The organism is Algibacter sp. YIN40, assembly GCF_057219435.1.
Genome location: NZ_JBXVVC010000002.1, coordinates 265,004 through 288,700, shown reverse-complemented (window position 1 = coordinate 288,700; position 23,697 = coordinate 265,004). Strand labels below are relative to the sequence as shown.

Sequence of the window (23,697 nt, the reverse complement as noted above, 5' to 3'; positions counted from 1 at the left end):
TTATTCAAAATCGATTTCGTAAATTCGTAGCCTAAAATTTAACACATGAGTAAATACGATATTATAGTTCTTGGAAGTGGTCCTGGTGGTTATGTTACAGCTATTAGAGCATCACAATTGGGTTTTAAAACTGCTATTGTTGAAAAGGAAAATTTGGGTGGCGTCTGTTTAAATTGGGGTTGTATTCCAACAAAAGCCTTATTGAAATCTGCTCAAGTATTCGAATATTTAAAACATGCTGAAGATTATGGCCTAAAAGTAAAAGATGCAGAACATGATTTTGATGCTGTGGTAAAACGTAGTCGTGGTGTTGCAGACGGTATGAGCAAAGGTGTTCAGTTTTTAATGAAGAAGAATAAAATTGATGTTATTGAAGGCTATGGAAAAATAAAACCTGGGAAAAAGGTTGATGTTGATGGTACTGAGTATAGTGCAGATAATATTATTATAGCTACAGGTGCTCGATCTCGTGAGTTACCAAGTTTACCGCAAGACGGTGAAAAAGTTATTGGTTATAGACAAGCCATGAGCTTAAAGAAACAACCTAAGAAAATGATTGTTGTTGGCTCTGGAGCTATTGGTGTAGAGTTTGCATATTTTTATAACTCTATGGGAACTGAGGTTACTATTGTTGAATACTTACCCGGTATTGTTCCTGTTGAAGATGAAGACGTTTCAAAACAATTGGAACGTTCTTTTAAAAAGTCTGGAATTAACATCATGACTTCTGCCGAAGTTACTAAAGTTGATACTTCTGGTAAAGGTGTAAAAGCCACTGTTAAAACTAGCAAGGGCGAAGAAGTTCTTGAAGCAGATATTATTTTAAGTGCCGTTGGTATTAAAACAAATATTGAAAACATTGGTTTAGAAGATGTTGGTATTGTAGTTGATAGAGATAAAATTATAGTGAACGATTTTTATCAAACAAATATTCCAGGTTATTATGCTATTGGAGATGTGACTCCTGGTCAAGCTTTAGCGCATGTCGCTTCCGCGGAAGGCATACTTTGTGTTGAAAAACTTGCTGGACAACATGTTGAAGCCTTAGACTATGGCAACATTCCTGGGTGTACTTATTGCTCTCCTGAAATTGCTTCTGTGGGTTTAACTGAAAAGCAAGCAAAAGATAAAGGTATTGATATTAAAGTTGGAAAATTCCCTTTCTCAGCATCTGGTAAAGCAAGTGCTGCTGGAACTAAAGATGGATTTGTAAAAGTGATTTTTGATGCTAAATATGGTGAATGGTTAGGTTGCCATATGATTGGTGCTGGTGTTACCGATATGATTGCTGAAGCCGTTTTAGGTAGAAAATTAGAGACTACAGGTCATGAAGTTTTAAAAGCAGTGCATCCGCATCCTACAATGAGTGAAGCTGTTATGGAAGCTGTTGCCGATGCTTATGATGAGGTGATACATTTGTAAACGCCCCTCCAAGCCTCTCCGAAGGAGTGGAACACTTACTCAAATTATAAAAACAAAAATGCGATTCTTGAATTTAAGAATCGCATTTTTTATTTAAAACTTATAGCCAACCCCAACGCTTATCCTATTATCTCTAAAATTATTACTCGATCTTTGCACATCAAAATCATGCCTAAAGCGTGTATCAAAAAACAGGTTTTTTGTTATGTAGTATTCTATACCTAGAATACCATTCCATTTTTTGAATCCAGAAATATCATTCACTAAAGATGCCGATAAGACTTGCGTTCCAGCATATATTTTAAACTTCTTACTAAGATGGCGCTTTAATAATACAGGAACTGTCAAATAAAACTCATCAACAGATTCTTTAAAGCCATTATTAAAGAGTCTTTCTCTTTTTTCAGACCTCAAATTTAATTCTAACTGTAAAGACCAATTGTCACTGAGCTTAAAATCTGATAAAAAACCTATATAGGGTAAACTAGGCGTATAATCTAAATTACTGTTGTTGGCTTGAAATTCATAACCAGTACGCAATCCAAAAGTTACTTTTTCATCTTTTTGCTGTTCAGATTCTGTTTGAGCTTGTAAAGAAAGTATGGAAATAAGACATGCAAATAATAAAATAGTTTTTTTCATAATTTGTTGATTAATTTAATTATGGTTCTAAACTATCTTAGAAGCTCGTTAATGAATCACAATTCAGTCATAAACAAATTATAAAATCTGGTTAATTATTTCTTAAAAAACTTAAAGAAATTATAAAAAACTCTGAATAGCCAACTCATAACTTTGTAAGCCAAAACCAAGAATCACGCCTTTTGTATTGGGAGATATATAAGATTGATGCCTAAACTCTTCCCTACTAAACGTATTGGATATATGCACTTCAACTGTGGGCGTTTCAATAGCTTTTACAGCATCGCCTATACCAACAGAAGTATGTGTATATGCCGCTGCATTTAAAATGATCCCGTTATAAGTAAAACCTACTTCATGAAGTTTGTCAATCAACTCCCCTTCTATATTTGACTGAAAATAATCAATTTCTATATTGTTATATTTACCTTTAATCTCTTCTAAAAATTCTGTAAACGTAAGGCTACCATATATATTAGGCTCACGCTTACCTAATAAATTGAGGTTTGGACCATTTATGATGATGAGTTTTTTCATGCCGTAAAGATATTACTTTTTCGTTTTCAAAATATCAATTTGTGTGGTTTCATTCAACTTCAAATTAGAAAGCGCCTTTATTGAAGTATTCCGATCTTGAATTTCTACAACCACCGTATTAGGAGCAATATTGCCTTCATTCAAGGCCTTAATAACAACGGAAGTTTTGTCAGTGTCCACGTTCACGATGAAAGTTTTCTTTTCTCTACTAGCCTTATAGCCTTTTAACATCTCCTTTTTGTTTACCCAAATAGATATGAGGTCTCCATCTTCTTTACCACCGTCATAAACCGTAAATTTTATTTTATCAGATCTTGTAAATAAACTTAAAACTTCATCTTTACGCAATATATTCATATTCAAAGAATCCATCATCTTTCGTAAATTGAGTTTTTGTTTTAGACTATCTGGAACTCTTTTCGACTTTTTAATCTTATCGGTAACTTTCGTTAATCTCTTTTCTAATTTATCATATGCATTCAATAATATTTCACCATCAATGCATTTTGTGTTGTCAGAAAACAAGCCAATAAAATTGGTCTTAATCTTTTTACTTTTACCAAAAACAAAGTTCTTTACTGAAGCATTCAAAAAACAAAAATCGTTTTGAGAAATTGGAGATTTGGTATATACAATACCCGTTTCTTTAAAGTTTAATTCTTTTTTATTTCTATCATATTCCCCAAAAATATTGGATCGCGTTTCATGAATGCCTCCAATATCTGTTATTGAGTATCCTTTTACGTCTTCTTTATTAACTAAAAAATTAACTCTATAAGATATTATTAATGTGTCATTTAACTTAACCCCACCTACATACTCATATTTTTCTTGTGATAAACTTGTATGGTTGAATATAAAAGCAAACAAAATAAGCAAGCAATATCTTATCATTAAAGTATTTTTTTATAAATTGTACTCACAAACATAAACCAATTAATTATGAAAATTAAATTATTACTTTCATTCTTGCTTATCGTTTTGGTCTACTCTAGTAGCTATGCCTCTTTCCCAGTTAAAAGAACAGTTAAAACGCAAACAAATACTGAAATGAATTCTTCTGAAAATAATGAAGAAATTTATACGCCTCTTGCAGTGGCTGCTGGTCAGGACTTGACAGTTGGTATAATACTTTGGTTCTTCTTAGGATGGGCAGCTGGACATAGATGGTATTATGGAAAACCTACAGGTTGGAATATTTTATTTATTCTAACTGCCGGTGGACTTGGCGTATGGTGGGTAATAGATTTAGTTAATATGATTCAAGGTGATTTTTAAAAGATTATATAAAAAAACTCATTCTATTTTAGTAAATAGAGCTAGTTTATTAGAATATAAAAAAGCAAAAATAGAATTTCAAACAATTTCATAAATAAATTAACTCAAGCCCCATATTATCCTTAAAACATTCCCAATAAATGTTATTTTTGTTTTAATGAAATGGCAAAACGCGCTTAAAGATTATCAACTTTATTTAAAAATAGAACGAGGCCTATCGGATAATTCTATTGATAATTATTCTCGAGATGTTAAGAAATTAATCGATTATCTAGAAAACAACGAAATTATAATTTCTCCAATATCAATAAAATCAAATGCTATTCAACAATTCATTTATGAAGCTGCTAAAAAGGTTAATGCACGTTCTCAATCACGTTTAATTTCAGGTCTACGAAGTTTTTTTAGTTATTTAGTTTTTGAAGATTACAGAAAAGACAACCCTCTAGAATTGATAGAATCACCAAAAATTGGTCGAAAATTACCAGACACATTAGAAGAAGTAGAAATCGATCAACTTATTGCTGCCATAGATTTAAGTAAACCAGAAGGTGAGCGTAATCGAGCAATTCTTGAAACTTTATATGGCTGCGGTTTACGGGTTAGTGAATTAACCAATTTAAAAATTTCAGACCTATATTTTGATGAAGGCTTCATTAAAGTTACTGGCAAGGGAGATAAACAGCGATTTGTGCCTATTGTTGGTTCAACTCAAAAATACATCAATATCTATCGCAAGGAAATAAGGTTACATCTGAATATCCAAGCTGGTCATGAAGACACATTGTTTCTAAATAGGCGGGGTAAACAACTTTCTAGAGCTATGATTTTTACAATCATAAAACAACTCGCTGAAAAAATTGGACTTAAAAAGAACATCTCACCTCATACATTTAGACATTCATTTGCTACGCATTTATTGCAAAATAATGCTGACTTAAGATCTATTCAGCTTATGTTAGGTCATGAAAGTATTACAACTACAGAAATATATGTTCATCTTGATAAAAGCCATCTAACGTCTGTTATAGAGAAATACCATCCAAGGAAATAGTTGTTGTGCGAGAAACAAAAAATCCAGCTTACGCTGGATTTTTTACCCTTGTAATTTATTAAAAATTATTTTGCAATATTAACCGCTCGTGTTTCACGTATTACAGTAACTTTAACCTGTCCTGGATAAGTCATATCTGTTTGTACCTTTTGTGAGATACTAAAAGACAAATCGGCTGCTTTTTGGTCGTCAACTTTTTCACTTTCTACTATAACTCGAAGCTCTCTTCCTGCTTGAATAGCGTAAGCCTTTTTTACACCTTGGAAACCAAATGCAATATCTTCTAAGTCTTTAAGCCTTTGTATATAACTATCTAACACTTGACGTCTAGCTCCTGGTCGTGCTCCAGAAATAGCATCACAAACCTGTATGATTGGTGCTAACAATGATTTCATTTCAATTTCATCATGATGTGCTCCAATGGCATTACAAACATCTGGTTTTTCACCATGCTTCTCTGCCCATTGCATACCTAAAATAGCATGTGGTGTTTCCATATCTGCTTCAGCATCTGGCACTTTTCCTATATCATGAAGTAAACCTGCACGTTTTGCTAATTTTGGGTTTAGTCCTAATTCAGCAGCCATTACACCACACAGTTTGGCAACTTCACGTGAATGCTGTAATAAGTTTTGACCATAAGAAGAACGGTATTTCATTCTACCAACAACTTTAATAAGCTCTGGATGTAAGTTATGAATACCTAAATCGATAACCGTACGTTTTCCAACTTCAATAATTTCCTGATCGATTTGCTTTTTTGTTTTCTTTACAATTTCTTCAATTCGTGCAGGATGAATTCTACCATCTGTTACTAATTTGTGTAAAGATAAACGCGCTATTTCACGACGTACTGAATCAAAACATGATAGAATAATAGCTTCAGGAGTATCGTCAACAATAATTTCTACACCAGTAGCAGCTTCTATTGCACGAATGTTACGCCCTTCTCGACCAATAATACGCCCCTTAACATCATCAGATTCAATATTAAAAACTGACACACAATTATCCACAGCTTCTTCTGTCCCTATTCTCTGTATAGTGTTAATAATGATTTTTTTAGCATCTTGCTCTGCAGTTAGCTTCGCTTCTTCAAGTGAGCTTTGAATAAAAGCCATGGCATCATTCTTAGCTTCACCTTTCAAAGATTCTACCAATTGCTCTTTAGCGTCTTCTGCAGAAAGACTCGATATAACTTCTAGTTGCTCTACTTGACTTTTATGAAGTCTATCAAGCTCAACTTGTTTCTTTTCTAAAAGATCTTGTCGGTGATTATAATCTTTAATTTTATTCTCAATATCAGAATTCAGCTTTTTATTTTTTGCTACTTCACTTGAAATTTGAGACTCTTTATCACGTGTTCGCTTTTCAGCCTCTGCCATTTTTTTATCCCGCGACAAAATAACTTTTTCATGTTCTGCTTTAAGCTCAAGAAATTTTTCTTTAGCTTGAAGAATCTTGTCTTTCTTCAAAGCTTCACCTTCATTATTGGCCTCTTTTAAAATAGCCGTAGCGCTTCTTTTAGCATCTTTAATAAGTTTTGATGCATTATTTTTCTCTAAAGATTTGGCTATAATAAAGCCAATTATAAGTCCAAGCAGTATGCCTCCGATAATTAATATAATAGGGTTCTCCATTATGTTTAGTTAAATTGTATATATAAAAAAAGCCTACACCGGTATAAAGTTTTGTATAAACTCCTTAAAAACAAGTTTAGGGCTAACAAGCTGATCAAGGATCTGCGACTAAGGCAGCATGCTTTTACAACTTAAACTCACCCTTTTTAAAGAATTAACGTTGAGTTTATCAAAAAAAATAACCAATGTAGGCAGTAACTTTTAGTTTATTTTAAAGAACGTTAAGAGACTAAGTGTGAATGTAGCAATTCGTTAAGCGCATTTAATTTTCCTTCTAAATGCTCACTCACATGCTCTTTATCTATAGACTTCTGTTCAACTTGAGAAGCAAATTGTAAAGCACACATGGCCAATACATCTTGTTTATCACGAACAGAATAACTTTGCTCAAATTGCTTTATCATAACTTCAATGTTCTTTGCCGCTTTACGCAACCCCTCTTCTTGAGTTGCTTCAATAGTTAAAGGATACACCCTATTCGCTATAGATAGCTTTATTTTAAGCTTTTCTGACATTGAATTTATTTTACATTAATTTGCTAATTGCCCAATACAATGGTCAATATCTCGTATTAATGCATTTATTTTAAGCTTAGTTTCTCTTTTATTATCGTCACTACCAAGCATTGAATTAGCAATTTTTAAAGCTTCATATTTTTCTTCCCAAGATGCCACATGCATTTTTTGGGTTTCTATTTCTTGCTTCGAGTATTGTAACTCTTCATTCAATTTAGAATTAGTAAGCTTTAAGATCTCTAGTTTGTGTAATACTTTACTAATTTTGTTTTCTAAAGAATCTACAATATCTTCAATATTACTCATTTACTAAAATCAATACTTATCTCACAAAGTTAACATACCTAGCTATAAATTACAATTGTTTTTCAATAAAATTTCTATTGTTTCGGTTATGACTGATTATTAGTGCTATGGCTTGATTTTTGAAGAATACTTTGCAAATTCGAATCAAATTAATATTTTAGCTTTAATCCTTTCCTATGAGAATAATCCTAATTGTTTTATATTTTTTACCAGTATTCACAAATGCTCAAAACAACTATCCTCAAGAATATTTTGGAAGCCCTTTAGAAGTCCCTTTGGTTTTATCTGGCACATTTGCTGAGTTGCGATCAAATCATTTTCACTCTGGATTAGACATAAAAACGCAACAGCGCGTTGGGTTAAACGTTCTAGCATCTGCAGATGGATTTGTTAGCAGAATTAAGGTTTCTCATTATGGTTATGGCAAAGCATTATATATTACACACCCAAATGGTTATACAACGGTTTATGCGCATTTATTAAAATTCTCTCCAGAAATTGAAGCCTATGTTAAAAAAATGCAATATGAAAAAGAATCTTATGAAATTGAATTGTTTCCAAAAGCTGAAGAGTTAGTTGTCAAAAAAAATAGTATTGTAGCTTTTAGTGGTAATACTGGAGGTTCTGGAGGCCCGCATCTGCATTTTGAAATTCGTGATAAAGCAGAACGCCCGATAAATCCAATGCTTTTTGGTATTGACATAAAAGATACCATCAATCCATTTGTAACTGCAATTTATGCTTATCCTTTAGACGAACATGCTCACATAAACAATGTAACTTCTAAACAGAAATTACGTTTAATTCCTTTACAAAATGGCGATTATACACTTGAAAATATTGAAGCCTTTGGCAAAATAGGTTTTGGTATTGTGACTAACGATCGACAAGATATGGCAGCAAACAAAAATGGCGTTTATAACATTCAAACTTTTTTTAATGGTAGTAAATATTATGAATTAGATTTTAAACGCTTCTCATTTGATGAAACCAAGCACATTAATAGGTTAGTTGATTATCAACATTACAGAACAAAAAAACAGCGCATTCAAAAATTATTTAGCGATAAAAACCCTTTAAGCATTATAAATACAGAGCCTCATAACGGTTATTTATCTATTGAAGATAGCACCTATTCTGTTTTTAAAATTAAAGTGAATGATTATAAGAATAATGCCTCTTGGATTACTTTAAATATAAAAGGAAGCAAAAACGACTCTTTAAAACCTTTAGAAAAAAAAGTTACCCCATATTTTATCAAAGCAGACCAAACTACGAATTTAAAAGAAGGTAATATCTCTGTCGATATTTATCAGAATACATTCTACGAAGATTTCTACCTAGATTTTAATGCTAAAAATGACACCCTAGTACTACACAAAGATATTATACCTACACAAAAAAGATTAAAAATTAGTTATGATATAAACAACTATCTAGAAGCTGATAAAAACAAACTTTACATAGCGAAATTAATAGGCTACAAAAAGTATCCTTCATATTCGTCTACAAAAAGAGAAAGCAATATACTATCAACCTACACAAAAACGTTAGGGACATTTGCCCTTGCCCTAGATTCTATTAAACCCAAAATATATAGTCCAAATTTTAAAGATGGGAATTGGTTAAGCAAGTACCGATACTTAAAAATAAAAATTAGCGACAAACATTCTGGCATTTCAAATTATAGAGCCACTGTAAATGGGAAATGGATTTTAATGGAGTATGATTATAAAAAAAAGACCTTAACCTATGATTTTAATGACGGCATTATTACAGATACCAAAAATAATTTAAAGCTAATTGTAACAGATAATGTTGGAAATAGTTCTACTTTTGAAACACAATTCTACAGAAAATAAATTTATTGACTTTTGAATACAAAACATTTATTAACTATTGTCCTAACAACTATTTTCTCCTTTTTTGGATATTCTCAAACAGCAACGATTAAAGGTGTTATTTTAGATGAACAAAATAAAGCGGTAGTTGGTGTAAGTATAAAAGCAGGTTTAGACGGAACCGAAACAAATGATAATGGTTTTTACATAATAAAGATCCCTGCAAATCGGGATGTAGAAATTGAGTTTTCTCATATTTCTTATAAAAAAATAGTGAGTGCTTTTAACCTAAAGAATGGTGAAGAATATGAGTTCAATCCTGTAATGAATGCTTCAATTGAGCAAATTGCGCCAGTGGTTATAACTGGTAATAGACAAAAGGAGGTTGAAGGTATTACAACCTTAAAGCCAGAAACTATACGAAAAATACCTGGTGCTAATGCAGGAGTTGAAAACCTTTTATTAACACTTCCAGGAGTAAGCAACAATAATGAATTAAGTACCCAATACTCTGTTCGTGGGGGAAATTATGATGAAAATTTAGTCTATGTAAACGGTATAGAAGTCTATAGACCTTTCTTAATTCGTTCTGGACAGCAAGAAGGATTGAGCTTTGTAAATACCGATTTGGTTCAGAATGTCGATTTTTCATCTGGTGGTTTTCAAGCTAAATATGGAGACAAATTATCATCTGTTTTAGATATCACCTATAAAACACCTTATCAATTTGAAGTAAATGCAGATTTAAGTTTGTTAGGTGGAAGTCTATCGGTTGAAAATATTAGCAAGGATTCTAAATTCTCTAGCATTGTTGGCGTTCGTTATAGAGATAATGGATTATTAGTAAACGCTAAAGAAACCGAAACTAATTACGATGCTGCATTTGCTGATGCTCAAGCATTTTTTACATACAAATTTACAGATAAATTTCACCTAAGTTTTCTGGGCAATGCTTCTTTAAACAAGTATGGGTATGAGCCTCAAACTAGACAAACCAACTTTGGAACATTATCAGACCCAATTGCGCTGTTGGTGTTTTATGAAGGGCAAGAAAAAGATCAATATCAAACCTTATTTGGTGCTTTTAAAGGAACTTATTTCGTAAACGATAATCTTAACTTAAAACTTATTGCTTCTACCTACCATACTACTGAAGAAGAATATTTCGACATTTTAGCACAGTATCGCTTAGGGGAAGTAAACTCAAATATTGGAGATGAAAATTTGGGAGAAGTTGAATTTAGTGAAGGTATTGGAAGCCAACTTAACCATGGTCGAAACGACCTAGACGCCTTAATAACCAATATTGAGCATAAAGGTGATTTCAGAATCGATGACAATCGTATTGAATGGTCTGTTAAATATACTAATGAAGACATTCAAGATCGATTAATAGAATGGGAAGTTATCGATTCGGCAGGCTTTTCAATAAGACCCCCTAGAACAACACCAATAAACGAACAACCTTATGAATCTTTCAGCGGACCTATTGAACCATTCCAAAATGTTAGATCAACTAACAATGTTAAAATTGACAGACTCCAAGCTTATGCGCAATGGAGTAAACGATCTACTTTAGGTATTAGTGATGTTTGGTATAACGCAGGAGTTCGAGTTCATAATTGGTCAGTTAGTGGTGATGGTATATCATCTTCAAATCAAACTGTTTTTAGTCCACGTGCACAATTTACAATAAAGCCTTATTGGCAAAAAGATATGCTATTTCGTTTGGCTGCAGGTTTATATTACCAACCTCCGTTCTACAGAGAATTAAGAGATTCGTTGGGGATTGTTCAACCAAATGTAAAGGCGCAAAAGTCTATTCATTTTGTTTTAGGAAATGACTATAGCTTTAAAATGTGGGATAGGCCATTTAAACTTACTACGGAAGCATATTATAAAAACTTAAGCGATGTAAACCCATATACGCTTGAAAATGTAAGAATTAGATATAGGGCAAGAAATAATGCTAAAGCCTATTCATATGGTTTGGATATGCGCTTAAATGGTGAATTTGTACCTGGAACAGAATCATGGTTTAGCTTTGGGTATTTAAAAACTGAAGAAAACATTGAAAATCGCGGTTATATAGCACGACCAACTGACCAGCGTTTAAAATTTGCTGCTTTGTTTCAGGATTATGTGCCTAACATTCCTAGCATGAAAATGTATTTAAACTTAGTTTACAACACGGGGCTTCCAGGAGGTTCACCGAGTTACGCAGACCCTTATGTATATCAAACTAGGTTGTCAGATTACAAACGTGCCGATGTAGGTTTTCAGTTTGTTTTGGTTGATGAGAACAAGCAATTTAATAGTGGTTGGAAAAAATCATTTAAGGAGCTTTCCTTTGGGGTTGAAATCTTCAACATGTTCGACGTTCAAAATTCTATTACCAATACTTGGGTTAGAGATGTATATAGTAAACGTCAATATGCTATTCCAAACTTTTTAACTCCTAGAGTTTTTAATGTGAGAACAACCATGAAGTTTTAAAAATAAAATGCTCAAAACAATACTAAATATTTTCTTCTGTATTTGTTTTATCAATATTTCCCTTGGTCAAAAATCAATATTTAGAACAGGTAACGCCACATCAAAACGTTTTTATTCTGAAATTAAATACAAGAATTTAAACGGTAAAATCATAATCCCTGTTGTTATAAAAGGAGAGACATATCAATTTCTCTTTGATACCGGTGCTCCAAATCTAATTTCAGAAAACTTATGGAAAGAATTAAATTTCAAAAAAGGCAAAGACATATCAGTATCTGATGCGAATCAAAAAAAGGAGCAAATGAGACTTACCACACTGCCGCTAATAACAATTGGAGATGTCTCTTTTAAAAATACCGGTGCTTTAGTATTTAATAATAAAGACAATTTAGTATTTGATTGTTTTAAAATCGATGGTATTATTGGTAGTAATTTACTCAGAAAATCTATCGTTCAAATAAAATCGAAAGAAAGTAAATTAATAATAACTAACGATTACAGAAAATTAAATCTTAGTAAAAAGAATGCCTCAAAACTAACATTAGTTGGTAATCAAAGTAGTCCATACATAAATATAAAACTTAAAGGAGAAGAAACGGCAACAGAACTCCTATTACTTGACACTGGAGCAAGCGGGTTTTATGACTTAAATAAAAAAAACTTTCAAGTCATGATGCCCAAAGACTTAATTAAAACAATTTCGGAAGGACAAGGAACGTCAAGTATTGGTATGTTCGGCAATGCAGATAATAGTATACAATATCGGGTACTTGTACCCGAACTTATTATTAATAGCCAATCATTCAAGAATGTAATAGCCATAACTGGCGATGATAATAATTCCAGAATAGGGTCTGATATTATTAAATACGGAAACATAACTATAGACTTTAAAAAAAGAATGTTTTATTTTGATGCTTTTAAAATGATAACTGATCTCAATGAAAAATTATTAGGTTTCACTCCTACTATTCAAAACAATAAACTGGTAGTTGGAATTGTGTGGGATGAAAAATTAAAAAACAAATTGAATTTTGGTGACGAAATTTTAGAAATAAATGGTGTTGATTTTTCTAATGTAGATTTATGCGATTTAATCACCGAAGAATCAATCTTTAAAAAATCCGATTCCCTTAATATTTCGATAAAGAACAACAATGGCGATATTAGCCATTTGATTTTAGAAAAACGTTGAAATGCTCAAATAATCTAGCTCCAGATATTAGGCGTTTACCAATTCCTTTAATACATCAACCACATAATCAACCTCTTCTTTTGTGTTATAAATACTGAAAGAGAAACGTATAGAGGGTTTATCTAAATCTTCATCGGATAAAACTTCAGCTAAAACATGAGACCCCTGACTGCTCCCACTTTGGCAAGCACTACCTTTTGAACAAGCAATACCTTTTAGATCTAGTTGAAAAAGTAACATAGCTGATTTTTTAGCATCAACTGGTAATGATATATTTACTAAAGTATAGGTGCTTTTTTCAAGATTACCAGAAGTTCCATTGAATTTAACACCTACTAAATTACTAGTAACTTTATCAATAAAATAAGCTTTCAAGTCCTTGATATAATTACTTTCATTAATCATATTTAAATTAGAATAATGAAAAGCTTTATCTAAAGCCGCTATATTATGAATGCTCTCAGTTCCAGCACGAAGCCCTCGCTCCTGCTCTCCTCCAATAATTAAAGGTTTTAGTCCGGAGTTCTTTCTAACAAAAGCGAACCCAACACCTTTAGGTCCATGAAATTTATGAGCGCTTGCCGCTAAAAAATCGACTTGGATTTCTTGTAAATCGAGCGGATAATGCCCAACAGATTGCACCGCATCGCTATGAAATAAGGCATTATTAAGTTTACATAAATCTGCAACACGTTTAATATCTAGAATATTACCTATTTCATTATTAACATGCATTAAACTTACCAACGCTTTCTTTGAACTAGCTAGCAATTGTTCAAGATGTTCATAATTGATCTCTCCATTATTATCTAAATTCACAAAAACAACTTCTAAATTATACTCTCTTTGTAATTGTACAACAGTATGCAAAACGGCATGATGCTCAATTCTTGAAGTGATAATATATTCTATTTCTAAATCTCTAACAGCGCTTCTTAGCACTAAATTATCAGCTTCTGTCCCTCCAGAAGTGAACACAATTTCTGATGCAGATATATTTAAATGCTTAGCAATGTCTTTTCTTGATTTTTCAATTAAAGATTTAGATGATCTACCAAAACTATGTGAAGATGAAGCGTTTCCAAAATTATTTTTAACAACATCAATCATGGTGTTAATAACCTCATCTCTAATTTGAGTGGTTGCTGCATTATCAAAATAAATATGTTGCATCTGTTTTTATTTGTAGCAAAAATACTTGAAATAAAATTATTACCAATAAGGAGCGTTATAAATAACAATTCTATTATTTTTGCCTAAAACCCAGATAATGCGAAAGATTTTTTTTGTTTTAATAAGCCTTGGATTCTCTCTACTGTTTTCATGTGATGATGGTGACATATTGACCGTTGAATTCGATTTTGATGAAGCCTTTCAAGCTTGTGGGGATTTAGTCTTTTACAAAACTAAAAGCGATCCATCGGAGTCGCTGTCATTTGAGGTTAATGATGTGGATTTTGAAGATTTATTTGCTGTTACGGCTGGTGAATCAGTTGAAATCACCTCTAATTCCAATACTTTTAACTATCGCACATACAGCAACACCACATTACCTTCAGACTTATTTTGTAATAATATTCCATCTTCCGAAATTAATATAACGCAAGATTTTGAGAGCACCAATGATTCTGCCATCTTTACAACTTCGCTGATGGAAGATGATAATGATGGGATTCCAGCAGAGTTTGAGGACATTAATGAAAATGGCGATTTAGAGGATGATGATACCGATGGTGATGGCATTCCCAATTATTTAGATGAAGATGATGATGGTGACAATGTTTTTACAAAAACAGAAAACCCAGATTATACTGAAACTGATGGCCTTTTGAATGCGCAGGACACTGATGGAGACACCATTCCAGATTATTTAGATACAGACGATGATGATGACGGGGTTTTAACCAGAGATGAAGAAAGTGTTGACCAGGATCAAAATCCAACCAACGATATTAGAGACCCAAATGTTGGTCCCGATTATTTAAATAAAGACGTGGCTTTAACCGAAACAGCTATTGCATATAGAGAGCATACTATATTTCAAACTTATTCCATAAGCTTAACTATAGAAGGCGTAGATTTAGAAATAATAAGTCAAGACTTTGATTTTGGAAATTTAGAAAACAGCAATTTATCTACAAGTAGAAAGTTGACTCCAACGTTTTAAGAAGTAGGCAAAACATTTTGATAAATATAGACTTCTGTTGCTCCGAAGCCGTATTTTTTATATTCAGCGTCGTAAAATTTCACATTGTTATAGCGTCCAAAAAGATAATCTAGCTCCATTTTTAAAACGCCTTCACCTACGCCGTGAATAAATACTATTTTTTGAAAATGCTTCTTTATTGCAAAATCTAATTGTTTCCTAGCTGTATCTAATTGAAGGGTTAGCATATCATGGTTTGTCATCCCTCTTGAAGATTTAACCAGTTGGTTAATATGCAAATCCACCTCCATAGTGGGCAAATATTTATCTTTTACTTTCCTTTTCACCTGCTTTCTTTTACCAGATCCTTCCTTCTCAGATATAATGTTACTTAAGTTATCCGATGCAGATAACATAGGTTTAAGCGATTCCTTAGTAGCATCAATAACTAATTCATGTTTAGTAAACTCTAGTGAAAATCCATCAGACGTTTCGATGATGATGATGCTATTAGAAGCTATATTTTTAACGATTCCTGATAAATCCTCATCTAATACTAAAACCGCGTCGCCTATTTTAAAACCCACAACCTTTATTTTTCATCATTATAAGTATCTTCATCCTTATCATTCTTACTAGGAATAGTTCTAGCTATCCTATAAACTCCTATCATTAAAACAATTATACCCATAATTAAAACATATTGGTTCTGATCGGCTCCAACTTTCGAATACATGGCTATAATAGCTCCTAAAAATATAAGAATGTAGTTTAAATATTTCATAAATGTTAACCAAAAAATTTATCATGCAAATTACGTGAAAATGAATTCTAAATTAAGTAAATAACTATCAAAATTATCGATAAGTGGTCGTTTAAGCGCATTTTTTATCGTTCAAATGCGTATTTCCAATAAAAAAACAATATATTTGCCCCCGTAAATTGTGATGTCTCTCAAATCATGTCTCAAAGGTTAATGACCATTTTACTGTTCGCAGTAAATCTAGCATACGCTCAACTCTCAGTTAGCAATGACAACTATGTCTTTGTTAGTGATCAAGTGGTCTTCGTTGAAGACGATGTTAACCTAAACGAATCTAATAGCCGAATCTATCTTCGAGACGAAGGGCAACTTATACAAGGCTCAGGAACAATAGCAAATTCTGGAGAAGGAGAATTAAGTGTCTATCAAGAAGGCAATGTTGGCGCCTACGAATTTAATTATTGGTGTTCTCCAATTGGCTCTAAAGATGACACATCTACAAATAACAATTTCGGAATATCACTACTTAACGATATTACAGGCTTAACTACTTCCACTCCAGCTACATACAATAGAACATCATCTTACAACGGCACATCTAGCCCTTTAAACATAGAGCCCTATTGGATATGGAAATTCCCAACAGCAAATGGCTTTTCTGGCTGGGTCCATGTACAAGGAAACACAAGTATAAGACCTGGAGAAGGATTTACAATGAAAGGTACAACTGGTTCTAATAACATGCAATCTTATGATTTTAGAGGCAAACCAAATAATGGAACAATTAACAATAACGTTGAAAATGAACAGTATACATTAGTAGGAAACCCATATCCATCCGCTTTAGACACCTTAGAATTCATACATGACACAAATAATGCAACTACTATTAATGGAAGTTTGTACTACTGGGAGCAAGACTTAAATACGAATTCTCACAATCTTAGTGAATATAGCGGCGGTTATGCCACTTACACTATAAATAGTGTCGGAACTCTTGAAACCTATGTTCCTGCTGCTTTTAGCACATACGACAACGATGGTAATATTAATGGCATCGGTGGCGGAGCAGTAAGTGGTAAACGTCCGCGTCGATATATTCCTATTGGGCAAGGTTTTATGGTAGTAGGAATAGCTTCTGGTTCTGTTGAAACTAAAAATAGTCATCGGGTTTTTGAAAAAGAAAGTGGCTCCAATAGTGAATTTTTTAAAAGTTCAAATACAAAAGAAACTAAAACACAACCCTCTTCGCATTTTTCCATTATACCAGAAGATTATAAACGTTTCAGAATTAATGTTGATTTTAATAATTTATATACCAGACAACTCGTTGAGACATTCCATGAGAGTGCAACAGACGGGTTTGATTACGGGCTAGAATGCACAATAAACCCAGAGGGGATTCTAAGTTCTGATGCATATTTATCCTCAGAAAACAATAATTATGTTGCTGAGGCCTTAGTGTTTAATCAAGATTTGCAAATACCTTTAATTATTAAAACAGCAGTAAAAAGCCCCGTAAATATTAGAGTTGTAGATGTCCAAAATTTTAACAGCGCTTCTATTTACCTATACGATAAGGAGAATAACACGTTTACCGATTTAACAAGACAGCCATTTCACATAAATTTAGAGACAGGGACTTACGCTACTCGGTTCGAAATACGATTCAGCCAAAGCACTCTGAGTAATGAAAGTTTAGTGGAACATGTTGACTTGAATGTTTTCCAAAATAATAGGTTATCATTATTAAAGGTTCTAAACCCTAAAAATCTAAATATTCGCTCGATTGTGTTATATGATGTTTTAGGAAAAAGAATTTTTGATAAAAAAGAAACGTATTCTAAACAAACATACAGCTATTCTACCAAAAATCTAAGTAATGGCGTTTACATTGTGAATGTAACACTATCTAACAATCAAAATATCAACAAAAAGATTATGTTTCTAACAGTTATTAAATCATTTAGAGTATTCAAAAAATATTCCTAACCTTTTAGTATTTTAGCTCCTTAATGAAGCCCATGGAAGGATTAAAAGATTATATGTTACCCTGCTTAAACAAAAAGCTGTTTGGCGTTGAGTGCATGGGCTGTGGCTTACAACGATCGGCGTCTTTAGTTTCTCAAGGTGAATTTACCGATGCCTTTCATATGTATCCTGCCGTATATACTTTAATCTTGTTTTTTGGCGTCATTATTTTAAATGCTATTAAAAAAATTAAGTATGCTAATAAAATAATTATTATTTTGGCATTAATTAATACAGCTGTAATAGTAACAAGCTATATTATTAAAACTTTTTTATAAATAAATAACAACAAAAATGGAACAACAAAAATTACCTAATGCTACTATAGCACTTGTACTTGGAATAATTTCTTTTATAGCTTGCTGTTGCAGCGCTGGAATTGGCGGATTACTTTTTTCTGGAATAGCTTTGTTTTTAGTAAAAAAAGACACCAAACTATATGCTGAAAATCCTGAGTTATACAGCAATTTTGGTCAATTAAAAACGGCAAAAATTATCGCTATAATAGGATTAATTCTAGCTGTACTTTCGTTTATACTATCGGCATATCAAATTATGTCTGTTGGTGGATGGGATGCATACATTGAACAACAAAAAGATGTTATGGAACAATTAGGCATTGGAAGTTAAGTCCAAAAATCTATATATAATAAAAAAGCGACCAAATTGGTCGCTTTTTTATTAATTTACAAACTATTAAAATATTTACTTTTCAAATTGTTTTAATGTTTTTACAATTATAGAAACACAGTCTAATAATTGATCTTCTGTCATAACCAAAGGTGGTGCAAAACGGATAATATTACCATGAGTTGGTTTAGCCAATAATCCGTTATCACGAAGTACTAAACAGATATTCCAAGCAGTATCACTATCTTCATCATCATTAATAACTATAGCGTTTAGCAAACCTTTGCCACGAACCAAGTTAACAATTGTACTGTTTTTTATGTATTTATTTAACTCAGTTCTAAAAACTTTACCTAAATATTCTGAATTCTCAGTAAGTTTCTCTTCTTTAACTACTGTTAAAGCAGCAATCGCTACGGCAGCGGCAACAGGATTTCCTCCAAAAGTACTTCCGTGATTACCAGGTCTAATAACATTCATAATCTCGTTATTAGCTAAAACCGCAGATACGGGATACACTCCTCCGCTTAATGCCTTTCCCAAAATTAACACATCTGGTTTTACATTTTCATAATCTACAGCTAACATTTTTCCTGTACGCGCAATACCAGTTTGAACTTCATCTGCAATAAACAACACATTATATTTTTCGCATAATGCCTTCGCTTTTGCTAAATATCCTTCACTTGGAACATACACACCAGCTTCACCTTGTATAGGTTCTACTAAAAATCCAGCGATATTTGATGAGCTTTCTAAAGCTTCTTCCAAAGCATTTAGATTATCATATTCAATTTTAATAAAGCCATCAGTAAAAGGCCCAAAGTTTTTACGTGCAACAGGATCGTTAGAAAATGAAATAATCGTTGTTGTACGTCCGTGAAAATTATTTTCACAAACGATGATTTGAGCTTTATTAATATCGATACCCTTTACTTCGTAAGCCCATTTTCTACAAAGCTTTAAAGCAGTCTCAACAGCCTCTGCTCCTGAGTTAATTGGTAGCACTTTATCAAACCCAAAATATTGTGTTACAAACTTTTCATACTTACCCAGCATGTCATTATAAAATGCACGAGACGTTAATGTGAGTGTTTGCGCTTGATGCGTCATTGCATCAACAATTTTTGGGTGACAATGCCCTTGATTTACTGAAGAATACGCCGATAAAAAATCGTAGTATTGTTTACCTTCTACATCCCAGACATGCACACCTTTACCTCTACTTAATACTACTGGTAATGGGTGGTAATTCTGAGCGCCATACTTGTTTTCTAATGCCATCGCTTCTTGCGACGTAATGTGGTCTAAAACAGCCATTTTAATTTAATTTAAATTGATAAAATAACCATTCCTTCTGCACCTTTATCCTTTCGAAATCCCGATAGTTATGGGGACGAAAATTCAGCGTGGGAGAGAAATCATCCCTAGGAGGGCGCAAATTACTAAATATTAATTGTTCTACAAAAATCTTATTCGCTCATCCTTCCGCTTAAAGAAGATACCTGCAACTCTAATCGTTTAACTTCTCTTATTATAGCATTTTTATCCATTTGCAACCAAGCAAAAACTTTTAACATACTAACACCAAACAAAAATACAAGTCCTCCAACTCCCCACTTAATCATTTCATTGGTAACATCAGTATCAAAAAATTGAATCGTACAATACACAAATAATCCAAAGAATATTAACGTCATAATGTTCATTAAATACATGATCCATTTGTTTTTTCCTTGAAACAAACCACCTACCATTTCGAAAACGTTTTGCTCATCTAATTTATCGTAGAATTTTGCCTCTTCTTGTGTTAATGTTTCCTTTATTAACTTGTCAATGTCTTCCATATTAGTTTTCATAATCTCTATGTTTTATTAATTGTTTTAATTTTTCTCTTGCGTGAAACAATCTTGATTTTGCAGTGCCTACCGATATATTCAAGATGCCACTTATTTCTTTTAATGAATAGTCTTGCACATAAAACAACTTTATGACCATTTGTTGATTCTTAGAAAGTGTTTTAATGGTTTGTAATAATTTGCTTTTTATTTCTTCCGAATTATGTTCTTCAGATTCTAAGATTTCCTCTTCATGCTTCAAAATTTCAAGGTTATCGCGAATGCGCTTATTATTCTTTAGCCAATCTAACGATTTGGTATACACTATTCGCGAAGCCCAACTTCCAAAGCTCTCTGGGTTCTTTAGATTATCTATTTTATTAATAATAACTCCCCAACTATCTTGTGCTATATCTTTAGCAACATCGGCATCTTTAACCAACCAAAAAGCTTTACTACAAAATGATTGGTGCCAATTCTTGACCAATAAGGTCAGTGCTTTTTTGCTACCGTTTTGGTAATCCAATACCAACTTACCATCGAAAAAACGTTGCTTTTTATTCATTAATTAACTTCAACTTACACTTTAAAGACCTGTAAAAACTAAAAAGGTTCATTTTATTTTTAATTAAACTGAAAATCTCTTAAAGTTAATAGAAATAAAGTCATGATTATTTGATGCTATTATTATTTTTGCAGCATGTCTAGAAGAAAAGCAAAAAAACAAGTTTTTGAAAACGTAGAAGTAATTGATGCAGGAGCGAAAGGCAAGACTATTGCCAAAGCACCTGATGGAAAAGTTATTTTTCTTCCTAATGCCGTTCCCGGAGATGTTGTAGATGTTCAAACTTTTAAAAAGCGTAAATCTTATTATGAAGGGAAAGCTACTAATTTTCATAAATTATCAGATAAACGAACTGAGCCTGCTTGCGAGCATTTTGGCACCTGTGGCGGCTGCAAGTGGCAAGACATGGCTTACGAGCATCAATTATATTACAAACAAAAAGAAGTAACTAATAACTTAACACGAATAGGACATATAGAACTACCTGGCGTCACACCCATTTTAGGTTCAGAAAAACAATACTTTTATAGAAATAAAATGGAGTTTTCTTTTAGTGACAGCCGCTGGTTAACACTTGAAGAAATTCAATCTGACGAAGATTTGGGCGAAAGAAACGCTTTAGGTTTTCATATTCCTGGAATGTGGGATAAAATTTTAGACATCAATGCATGTCATTTACAAGCAGACCCTTCAAATGCTATTAGAAATGCGGTGAAGCAATTTGCTATTGAAAACGATTTAGAATTCTTTAATACCAGAAATCAAACAGGTTTGCTGCGCACTATGATGATTCGTACATCTAGCACAGGCGATATCATGGTACTGATTCAGTTTTTTAAAGAAGATAAAACGAAGCGAGAACTATTGTTAGATTTTATTACTGAATCTTTTCCGCAGATAACTTCATTACAATATGTGATTAACCAAAAAGCCAACGATACCATTTACGATCAAGAAGTTATTTGTTATAAAGGTCAAGATCACATTTTTGAAGAAATGGAAGGTTTAAAATTTAAAATAAATGCTAAATCTTTTTATCAAACCAATTCAGATCAAGCTTTTGAACTTTATAAAATAACACGCGATTTCGCAGGTTTAACTGGCACTGAATTAGTTTATGATTTATACACTGGCACAGGCACCATCGCTCAATTTATTGCTAAACAAGCACTTAAGGTCATTGGTGTAGAATCTGTTCCAGATGCTATTAATGCGGCAAAGGAAAATGCACAATTAAATAACATTAATAACGTTGAATTCTTTGTTGGTGATATGAAAAATGTTTTTAATGATGAATTCATCAATTCGCACGGTGAACCAGACATTATAATTACAGACCCCCCTCGGGACGGTATGCACAAAGATGTGGTACAACAAATATTAAACATTGCACCAAAAAAAGTAGTTTATGTAAGTTGTAATAGCGCTACACAAGCAAGAGATTTAGTATTAATGGATGCCCAATATAAAGTAACAAAAACCCAAGCTGTCGATATGTTTCCGCAAACTTTTCATGTGGAAAATATTGTACTTTTGGAAAAAAGGTAAATTAATTAATGAAAAAAATAAGCCTACTTTTTGCGCTGGTATTTTTAATAGCAAATTATAGCTGCGAACGCGACGACATCTGTCCTGAAAGTACTCCTACCACACCCCGCCTTATTATTGATTTATATGACCTTGGAGATCAAGAAACCCAAAAGAATGTTTTCGATTTAAGAATTCAAGGTGTAGGAAATGATAATGCATTACCAGGATTTGATGTTGCATCTTCTGCAAACTCAATTATACTGCCATTAAGAACTGATGCCTCATCAACCCAGTATAAATTGCATATTGATTATTCTTTTGACGACAATGGTACGCCCGAGGACACATCTGATGATATTATTGGAGGAAATGAAGATATAATAACCATAAGTTACACTACCGAAGAAATATATGTGTCTAGAGCATGTGGCTATAAAACAATTTTCAAAAACGTGTCAATTTTACTTGATACTGATGACACAGACCCTTGGATATTATTAAGAGAAGCTATTAACGACAATCAATCTGTAGAAGATGAAACAACGACGCACTTTAATATATTTCATTAGTAGCATTGCTCTTTTGCTTCTATTTAGTGCGTCTGTAAACGCACAAAACGATAGCATTCCTAATACTGTAAATGATTCCATAAAAATTAAGCAGAAATACGGGTTACGTTTTGGCGCTGATATAGGAAAGCTTGCTCGTTCTTTTATTGATGACGACTATACTGGTTTTGAAATTATTGCTGATTACCGCTTAAAAAATCGATTGTACATAGCAGGTGAAATAGGTATCGAAGAAAAAACGACTATAACAGACTATCTTGATGTAACAACTAAAGGCACTTACCTTAAAGGAGGTATAGATTATAATTTATATCAGAATTGGTTAGATATGGATAACATGATTTTTGCAGGGTTCCGCGTTGGAGCAAGCTCATTTAGCCATACAAGAAACAGTTTTCAAGTATACAGCACAGACCAATACTGGCAACCGCAATTCACATCTACAGATGGCGCTAAATTCAATGATTTAACTGCTATTTGGATAGAACTTATTATAGGTTTAAAGGCAGAACTTTTTAACAATCTATATTTAGGACTTAATGTGCAACTAAAAGGGTTAGCTAGCGAAACAGAGCCAGCAGGATTTGAAAACATTTATATAGCTGGCTTTGGAAAAACTTTTGATAGCAGTGGTATAGGTGTTGGCTATGGATATACCATATCCTATAGAATTCCTCTTTATAAAAAAGACAAATAAAC

Annotated in this window: 25 protein-coding genes and 1 other RNA gene; 13 read left to right on the top strand and 13 right to left on the bottom strand. The window is 32.7% G+C overall.

All coding sequences use genetic code 11. From position 1 onward, the window contains the following. The first annotated feature begins 45 nt into the window (after positions 1-45). Positions 46-1,422, top strand: a complete 1,377-nt coding sequence (lpdA, locus tag AC2D6V_RS09080) for a dihydrolipoyl dehydrogenase (protein ID WP_484647813.1) — start codon at positions 46-48, stop codon at positions 1,420-1,422. A 93-nt stretch (positions 1,423-1,515) separates the two neighbouring features. Here the strand turns inward: lpdA and AC2D6V_RS09075 are convergent, their stop codons facing one another. The 3 genes from AC2D6V_RS09075 to AC2D6V_RS09065 all read right to left on the bottom strand — a co-directional run bounded on the left by AC2D6V_RS09075 (position 1,516) and on the right by AC2D6V_RS09065 (position 3,495). After that, a complete protein-coding gene (locus AC2D6V_RS09075) occupies positions 1,516-2,064 on the bottom strand; it encodes a porin family protein (protein ID WP_484647812.1) in 549 nt (182 codons plus the stop codon). A 120-nt stretch (positions 2,065-2,184) separates the two neighbouring features. Continuing rightward, positions 2,185-2,601 carry a type II 3-dehydroquinate dehydratase gene (gene aroQ / locus AC2D6V_RS09070; RefSeq protein WP_484647811.1) on the bottom strand — a complete coding sequence of 139 codons (417 nt, stop codon included), beginning with the start codon at positions 2,599-2,601 and terminating at the stop codon, positions 2,185-2,187. Between the two features lie 12 nt (positions 2,602-2,613). Next, positions 2,614-3,495: a hypothetical protein gene (locus AC2D6V_RS09065; RefSeq protein WP_484647810.1), complete on the bottom strand. Its 882-nt coding sequence runs from the start codon at positions 3,493-3,495 to the stop codon at positions 2,614-2,616. A 156-nt stretch (positions 3,496-3,651) separates the two neighbouring features. Between AC2D6V_RS09065 and AC2D6V_RS09060 the strand changes: the two genes are divergently transcribed. Together AC2D6V_RS09060 and xerD are read left to right on the top strand one after the other, a co-directional pair. Continuing rightward, positions 3,652-3,879 carry a TM2 domain-containing protein gene (locus AC2D6V_RS09060; RefSeq protein ID WP_484647809.1) on the top strand — a complete coding sequence of 76 codons (228 nt, stop codon included), beginning with the start codon at positions 3,652-3,654 and terminating at the stop codon, positions 3,877-3,879. Between the two features lie 157 nt (positions 3,880-4,036). After that, positions 4,037-4,933, top strand: coding sequence for a site-specific tyrosine recombinase XerD (xerD, locus tag AC2D6V_RS09055; RefSeq protein WP_484647808.1), 897 nt, complete (start codon positions 4,037-4,039; stop codon positions 4,931-4,933). 65 nt (positions 4,934-4,998) lie between these two features. Here xerD and rny read toward each other — a convergent pair whose 3' ends face one another. The 4 genes from rny to AC2D6V_RS09035 all read right to left on the bottom strand — a co-directional run bounded on the left by rny (position 4,999) and on the right by AC2D6V_RS09035 (position 7,394). Next, positions 4,999-6,573, bottom strand: a complete 1,575-nt coding sequence (rny, locus tag AC2D6V_RS09050; protein ID WP_484647807.1) for a ribonuclease Y — start codon at positions 6,571-6,573, stop codon at positions 4,999-5,001. 57 nt (positions 6,574-6,630) lie between these two features. After that, a non-coding RNA gene (ssrS, locus tag AC2D6V_RS09045) (6S RNA) lies at positions 6,631-6,739 on the bottom strand. A 55-nt stretch (positions 6,740-6,794) separates the two neighbouring features. Then, positions 6,795-7,088, bottom strand: a complete 294-nt coding sequence (locus tag AC2D6V_RS09040; RefSeq protein WP_484647805.1) for a cell division protein ZapA — start codon at positions 7,086-7,088, stop codon at positions 6,795-6,797. 15 nt (positions 7,089-7,103) lie between these two features. Further along, the gene (locus AC2D6V_RS09035; protein ID WP_484647804.1) at positions 7,104-7,394 is read right to left on the bottom strand and encodes a hypothetical protein; all 291 of its coding nucleotides are present in this window, start codon (positions 7,392-7,394) and stop codon (positions 7,104-7,106) included. 176 nt (positions 7,395-7,570) lie between these two features. Between AC2D6V_RS09035 and AC2D6V_RS09030 the strand changes: the two genes are divergently transcribed. From AC2D6V_RS09030 to AC2D6V_RS09020, 3 genes are read left to right on the top strand one after another with little or no spacing between them, the layout of a single operon-like run. Continuing rightward, the gene (locus AC2D6V_RS09030) at positions 7,571-9,256 is read left to right on the top strand and encodes a M23 family metallopeptidase (protein ID WP_484647803.1); all 1,686 of its coding nucleotides are present in this window, start codon (positions 7,571-7,573) and stop codon (positions 9,254-9,256) included. Between the two features lie 12 nt (positions 9,257-9,268). Continuing rightward, a complete protein-coding gene (locus tag AC2D6V_RS09025; RefSeq protein WP_484647801.1) occupies positions 9,269-11,731 on the top strand; it encodes a TonB-dependent receptor in 2,463 nt (820 codons plus the stop codon). 7 nt (positions 11,732-11,738) lie between these two features. After that, positions 11,739-12,926 carry an aspartyl protease family protein gene (locus AC2D6V_RS09020; RefSeq protein ID WP_484647800.1) on the top strand — a complete coding sequence of 396 codons (1,188 nt, stop codon included), beginning with the start codon at positions 11,739-11,741 and terminating at the stop codon, positions 12,924-12,926. Positions 12,927-12,953: 27 nt separating this feature from the next. Here AC2D6V_RS09020 and AC2D6V_RS09015 read toward each other — a convergent pair whose 3' ends face one another. Next, positions 12,954-14,099 carry a cysteine desulfurase family protein gene (locus tag AC2D6V_RS09015; RefSeq protein WP_484647799.1) on the bottom strand — a complete coding sequence of 382 codons (1,146 nt, stop codon included), beginning with the start codon at positions 14,097-14,099 and terminating at the stop codon, positions 12,954-12,956. A 97-nt stretch (positions 14,100-14,196) separates the two neighbouring features. On the opposite strand from AC2D6V_RS09015, the gene AC2D6V_RS09010 reads away from it, so the two are divergent. After that, positions 14,197-15,093, top strand: a complete 897-nt coding sequence (locus AC2D6V_RS09010) for a hypothetical protein (RefSeq protein WP_484647798.1) — start codon at positions 14,197-14,199, stop codon at positions 15,091-15,093. Here the strand turns inward: AC2D6V_RS09010 and AC2D6V_RS09005 are convergent. After that, positions 15,090-15,659, bottom strand: coding sequence for a Smr/MutS family protein (locus AC2D6V_RS09005; protein ID WP_484647797.1), 570 nt, complete (start codon positions 15,657-15,659; stop codon positions 15,090-15,092). The genes AC2D6V_RS09010 and AC2D6V_RS09005 overlap by 4 nt on opposite strands. 5 nt (positions 15,660-15,664) lie before the next feature. Further along, positions 15,665-15,856 carry a hypothetical protein gene (locus AC2D6V_RS09000; protein WP_484647796.1) on the bottom strand — a complete coding sequence of 64 codons (192 nt, stop codon included), beginning with the start codon at positions 15,854-15,856 and terminating at the stop codon, positions 15,665-15,667. Between the two features lie 177 nt (positions 15,857-16,033). Here AC2D6V_RS09000 and AC2D6V_RS08995 point away from each other — a divergent pair, with 177 nt between their 5' ends. Genes AC2D6V_RS08995 through AC2D6V_RS08985 form a run of 3 tightly spaced genes read left to right on the top strand, consistent with a single transcriptional unit; the run spans position 16,034 to position 18,496 of the window. Next, on the top strand, positions 16,034-17,827 hold the full coding sequence (locus AC2D6V_RS08995) for a T9SS sorting signal type C domain-containing protein (protein ID WP_484647795.1): 1,794 nt from the start codon (positions 16,034-16,036) through the stop codon (positions 17,825-17,827). A 32-nt stretch (positions 17,828-17,859) separates the two neighbouring features. Beyond that, complete coding sequence (locus AC2D6V_RS08990; RefSeq protein WP_484647794.1) at positions 17,860-18,144, top strand: DUF2752 domain-containing protein; 285 nt, start codon at positions 17,860-17,862, stop codon at positions 18,142-18,144. A gap of 16 nt (positions 18,145-18,160) precedes the next feature. Continuing rightward, positions 18,161-18,496: a CCC motif membrane protein gene (locus AC2D6V_RS08985; RefSeq protein ID WP_298238213.1), complete on the top strand. Its 336-nt coding sequence runs from the start codon at positions 18,161-18,163 to the stop codon at positions 18,494-18,496. Positions 18,497-18,571: 75 nt separating this feature from the next. Here the strand turns inward: AC2D6V_RS08985 and rocD are convergent, their stop codons facing one another. The 3 genes from rocD to AC2D6V_RS08970 all read right to left on the bottom strand — a co-directional run bounded on the left by rocD (position 18,572) and on the right by AC2D6V_RS08970 (position 20,899). Next, on the bottom strand, positions 18,572-19,816 hold the full coding sequence (gene rocD, locus AC2D6V_RS08980; RefSeq protein WP_484647793.1) for an ornithine--oxo-acid transaminase: 1,245 nt from the start codon (positions 19,814-19,816) through the stop codon (positions 18,572-18,574). A gap of 152 nt (positions 19,817-19,968) precedes the next feature. Beyond that, complete coding sequence (locus AC2D6V_RS08975) at positions 19,969-20,355, bottom strand: DUF6768 family protein (protein WP_484647792.1); 387 nt, start codon at positions 20,353-20,355, stop codon at positions 19,969-19,971. Further along, positions 20,345-20,899, bottom strand: coding sequence for an RNA polymerase sigma factor (locus AC2D6V_RS08970; RefSeq protein WP_484647791.1), 555 nt, complete (start codon positions 20,897-20,899; stop codon positions 20,345-20,347). Before AC2D6V_RS08970 ends, AC2D6V_RS08975 begins: the two co-directional genes overlap by 11 nt. 135 nt (positions 20,900-21,034) lie before the next feature. Between AC2D6V_RS08970 and rlmD the strand changes: the two genes are divergently transcribed. The 3 genes from rlmD to AC2D6V_RS08955 are packed head-to-tail and all read left to right on the top strand — an operon-like array spanning position 21,035 to position 23,695. Next, on the top strand, positions 21,035-22,447 hold the full coding sequence (gene rlmD / locus AC2D6V_RS08965; protein WP_484647790.1) for a 23S rRNA (uracil(1939)-C(5))-methyltransferase RlmD: 1,413 nt from the start codon (positions 21,035-21,037) through the stop codon (positions 22,445-22,447). Positions 22,448-22,455: 8 nt separating this feature from the next. Then, the gene (locus AC2D6V_RS08960; RefSeq protein ID WP_484647788.1) at positions 22,456-22,998 is read left to right on the top strand and encodes a DUF6452 family protein; all 543 of its coding nucleotides are present in this window, start codon (positions 22,456-22,458) and stop codon (positions 22,996-22,998) included. Further along, a complete protein-coding gene (locus AC2D6V_RS08955) occupies positions 22,964-23,695 on the top strand; it encodes a DUF6048 family protein (RefSeq protein ID WP_484647787.1) in 732 nt (243 codons plus the stop codon). The genes AC2D6V_RS08960 and AC2D6V_RS08955 overlap by 35 nt, the downstream gene beginning before the upstream one ends. The last annotated feature ends 2 nt before the right edge of the window (positions 23,696-23,697 follow it).

Bases quoted from the DNA above. Each gene is read 5' to 3' on its own strand.
- AC2D6V_RS08970 (WP_484647791.1), bottom strand. From the start codon at position 20,899: ATGAATAAAAAGCAACGTTTTTTCGATGGTAAGTTGGTATTGGATTAC.
- AC2D6V_RS09020 (WP_484647800.1), top strand. From the start codon at position 11,739: ATGCTCAAAACAATACTAAATATTTTCTTCTGTATTTGTTTTATCAAT.
- rocD (WP_484647793.1), bottom strand. From the start codon at position 19,816: ATGGCTGTTTTAGACCACATTACGTCGCAAGAAGCGATGGCATTAGAA.
- xerD (WP_484647808.1), top strand. From the start codon at position 4,037: ATGAAATGGCAAAACGCGCTTAAAGATTATCAACTTTATTTAAAAATA.
- AC2D6V_RS08995 (WP_484647795.1), top strand. From the start codon at position 16,034: ATGTCTCAAAGGTTAATGACCATTTTACTGTTCGCAGTAAATCTAGCA.
- AC2D6V_RS09030 (WP_484647803.1), top strand. From the start codon at position 7,571: ATGAGAATAATCCTAATTGTTTTATATTTTTTACCAGTATTCACAAAT.
- AC2D6V_RS08955 (WP_484647787.1), top strand. From the start codon at position 22,964: ATGAAACAACGACGCACTTTAATATATTTCATTAGTAGCATTGCTCTT.
- AC2D6V_RS09010 (WP_484647798.1), top strand. From the start codon at position 14,197: ATGCGAAAGATTTTTTTTGTTTTAATAAGCCTTGGATTCTCTCTACTG.
- rny (WP_484647807.1), bottom strand. From the start codon at position 6,573: ATGGAGAACCCTATTATATTAATTATCGGAGGCATACTGCTTGGACTT.
- AC2D6V_RS08990 (WP_484647794.1), top strand. From the start codon at position 17,860: ATGGAAGGATTAAAAGATTATATGTTACCCTGCTTAAACAAAAAGCTG.
- AC2D6V_RS09000 (WP_484647796.1), bottom strand. From the start codon at position 15,856: ATGAAATATTTAAACTACATTCTTATATTTTTAGGAGCTATTATAGCC.
- AC2D6V_RS08960 (WP_484647788.1), top strand. From the start codon at position 22,456: ATGAAAAAAATAAGCCTACTTTTTGCGCTGGTATTTTTAATAGCAAAT.
- AC2D6V_RS09035 (WP_484647804.1), bottom strand. From the start codon at position 7,394: ATGAGTAATATTGAAGATATTGTAGATTCTTTAGAAAACAAAATTAGT.
- AC2D6V_RS09015 (WP_484647799.1), bottom strand. From the start codon at position 14,099: ATGCAACATATTTATTTTGATAATGCAGCAACCACTCAAATTAGAGAT.
- AC2D6V_RS09065 (WP_484647810.1), bottom strand. From the start codon at position 3,495: ATGATAAGATATTGCTTGCTTATTTTGTTTGCTTTTATATTCAACCAT.
- aroQ (WP_484647811.1), bottom strand. From the start codon at position 2,601: ATGAAAAAACTCATCATCATAAATGGTCCAAACCTCAATTTATTAGGT.
- AC2D6V_RS08985 (WP_298238213.1), top strand. From the start codon at position 18,161: ATGGAACAACAAAAATTACCTAATGCTACTATAGCACTTGTACTTGGA.
- lpdA (WP_484647813.1), top strand. From the start codon at position 46: ATGAGTAAATACGATATTATAGTTCTTGGAAGTGGTCCTGGTGGTTAT.
- AC2D6V_RS09075 (WP_484647812.1), bottom strand. From the start codon at position 2,064: ATGAAAAAAACTATTTTATTATTTGCATGTCTTATTTCCATACTTTCT.
- AC2D6V_RS09040 (WP_484647805.1), bottom strand. From the start codon at position 7,088: ATGTCAGAAAAGCTTAAAATAAAGCTATCTATAGCGAATAGGGTGTAT.
- AC2D6V_RS09060 (WP_484647809.1), top strand. From the start codon at position 3,652: ATGAATTCTTCTGAAAATAATGAAGAAATTTATACGCCTCTTGCAGTG.
- rlmD (WP_484647790.1), top strand. From the start codon at position 21,035: ATGTCTAGAAGAAAAGCAAAAAAACAAGTTTTTGAAAACGTAGAAGTA.
- AC2D6V_RS08975 (WP_484647792.1), bottom strand. From the start codon at position 20,355: ATGAAAACTAATATGGAAGACATTGACAAGTTAATAAAGGAAACATTA.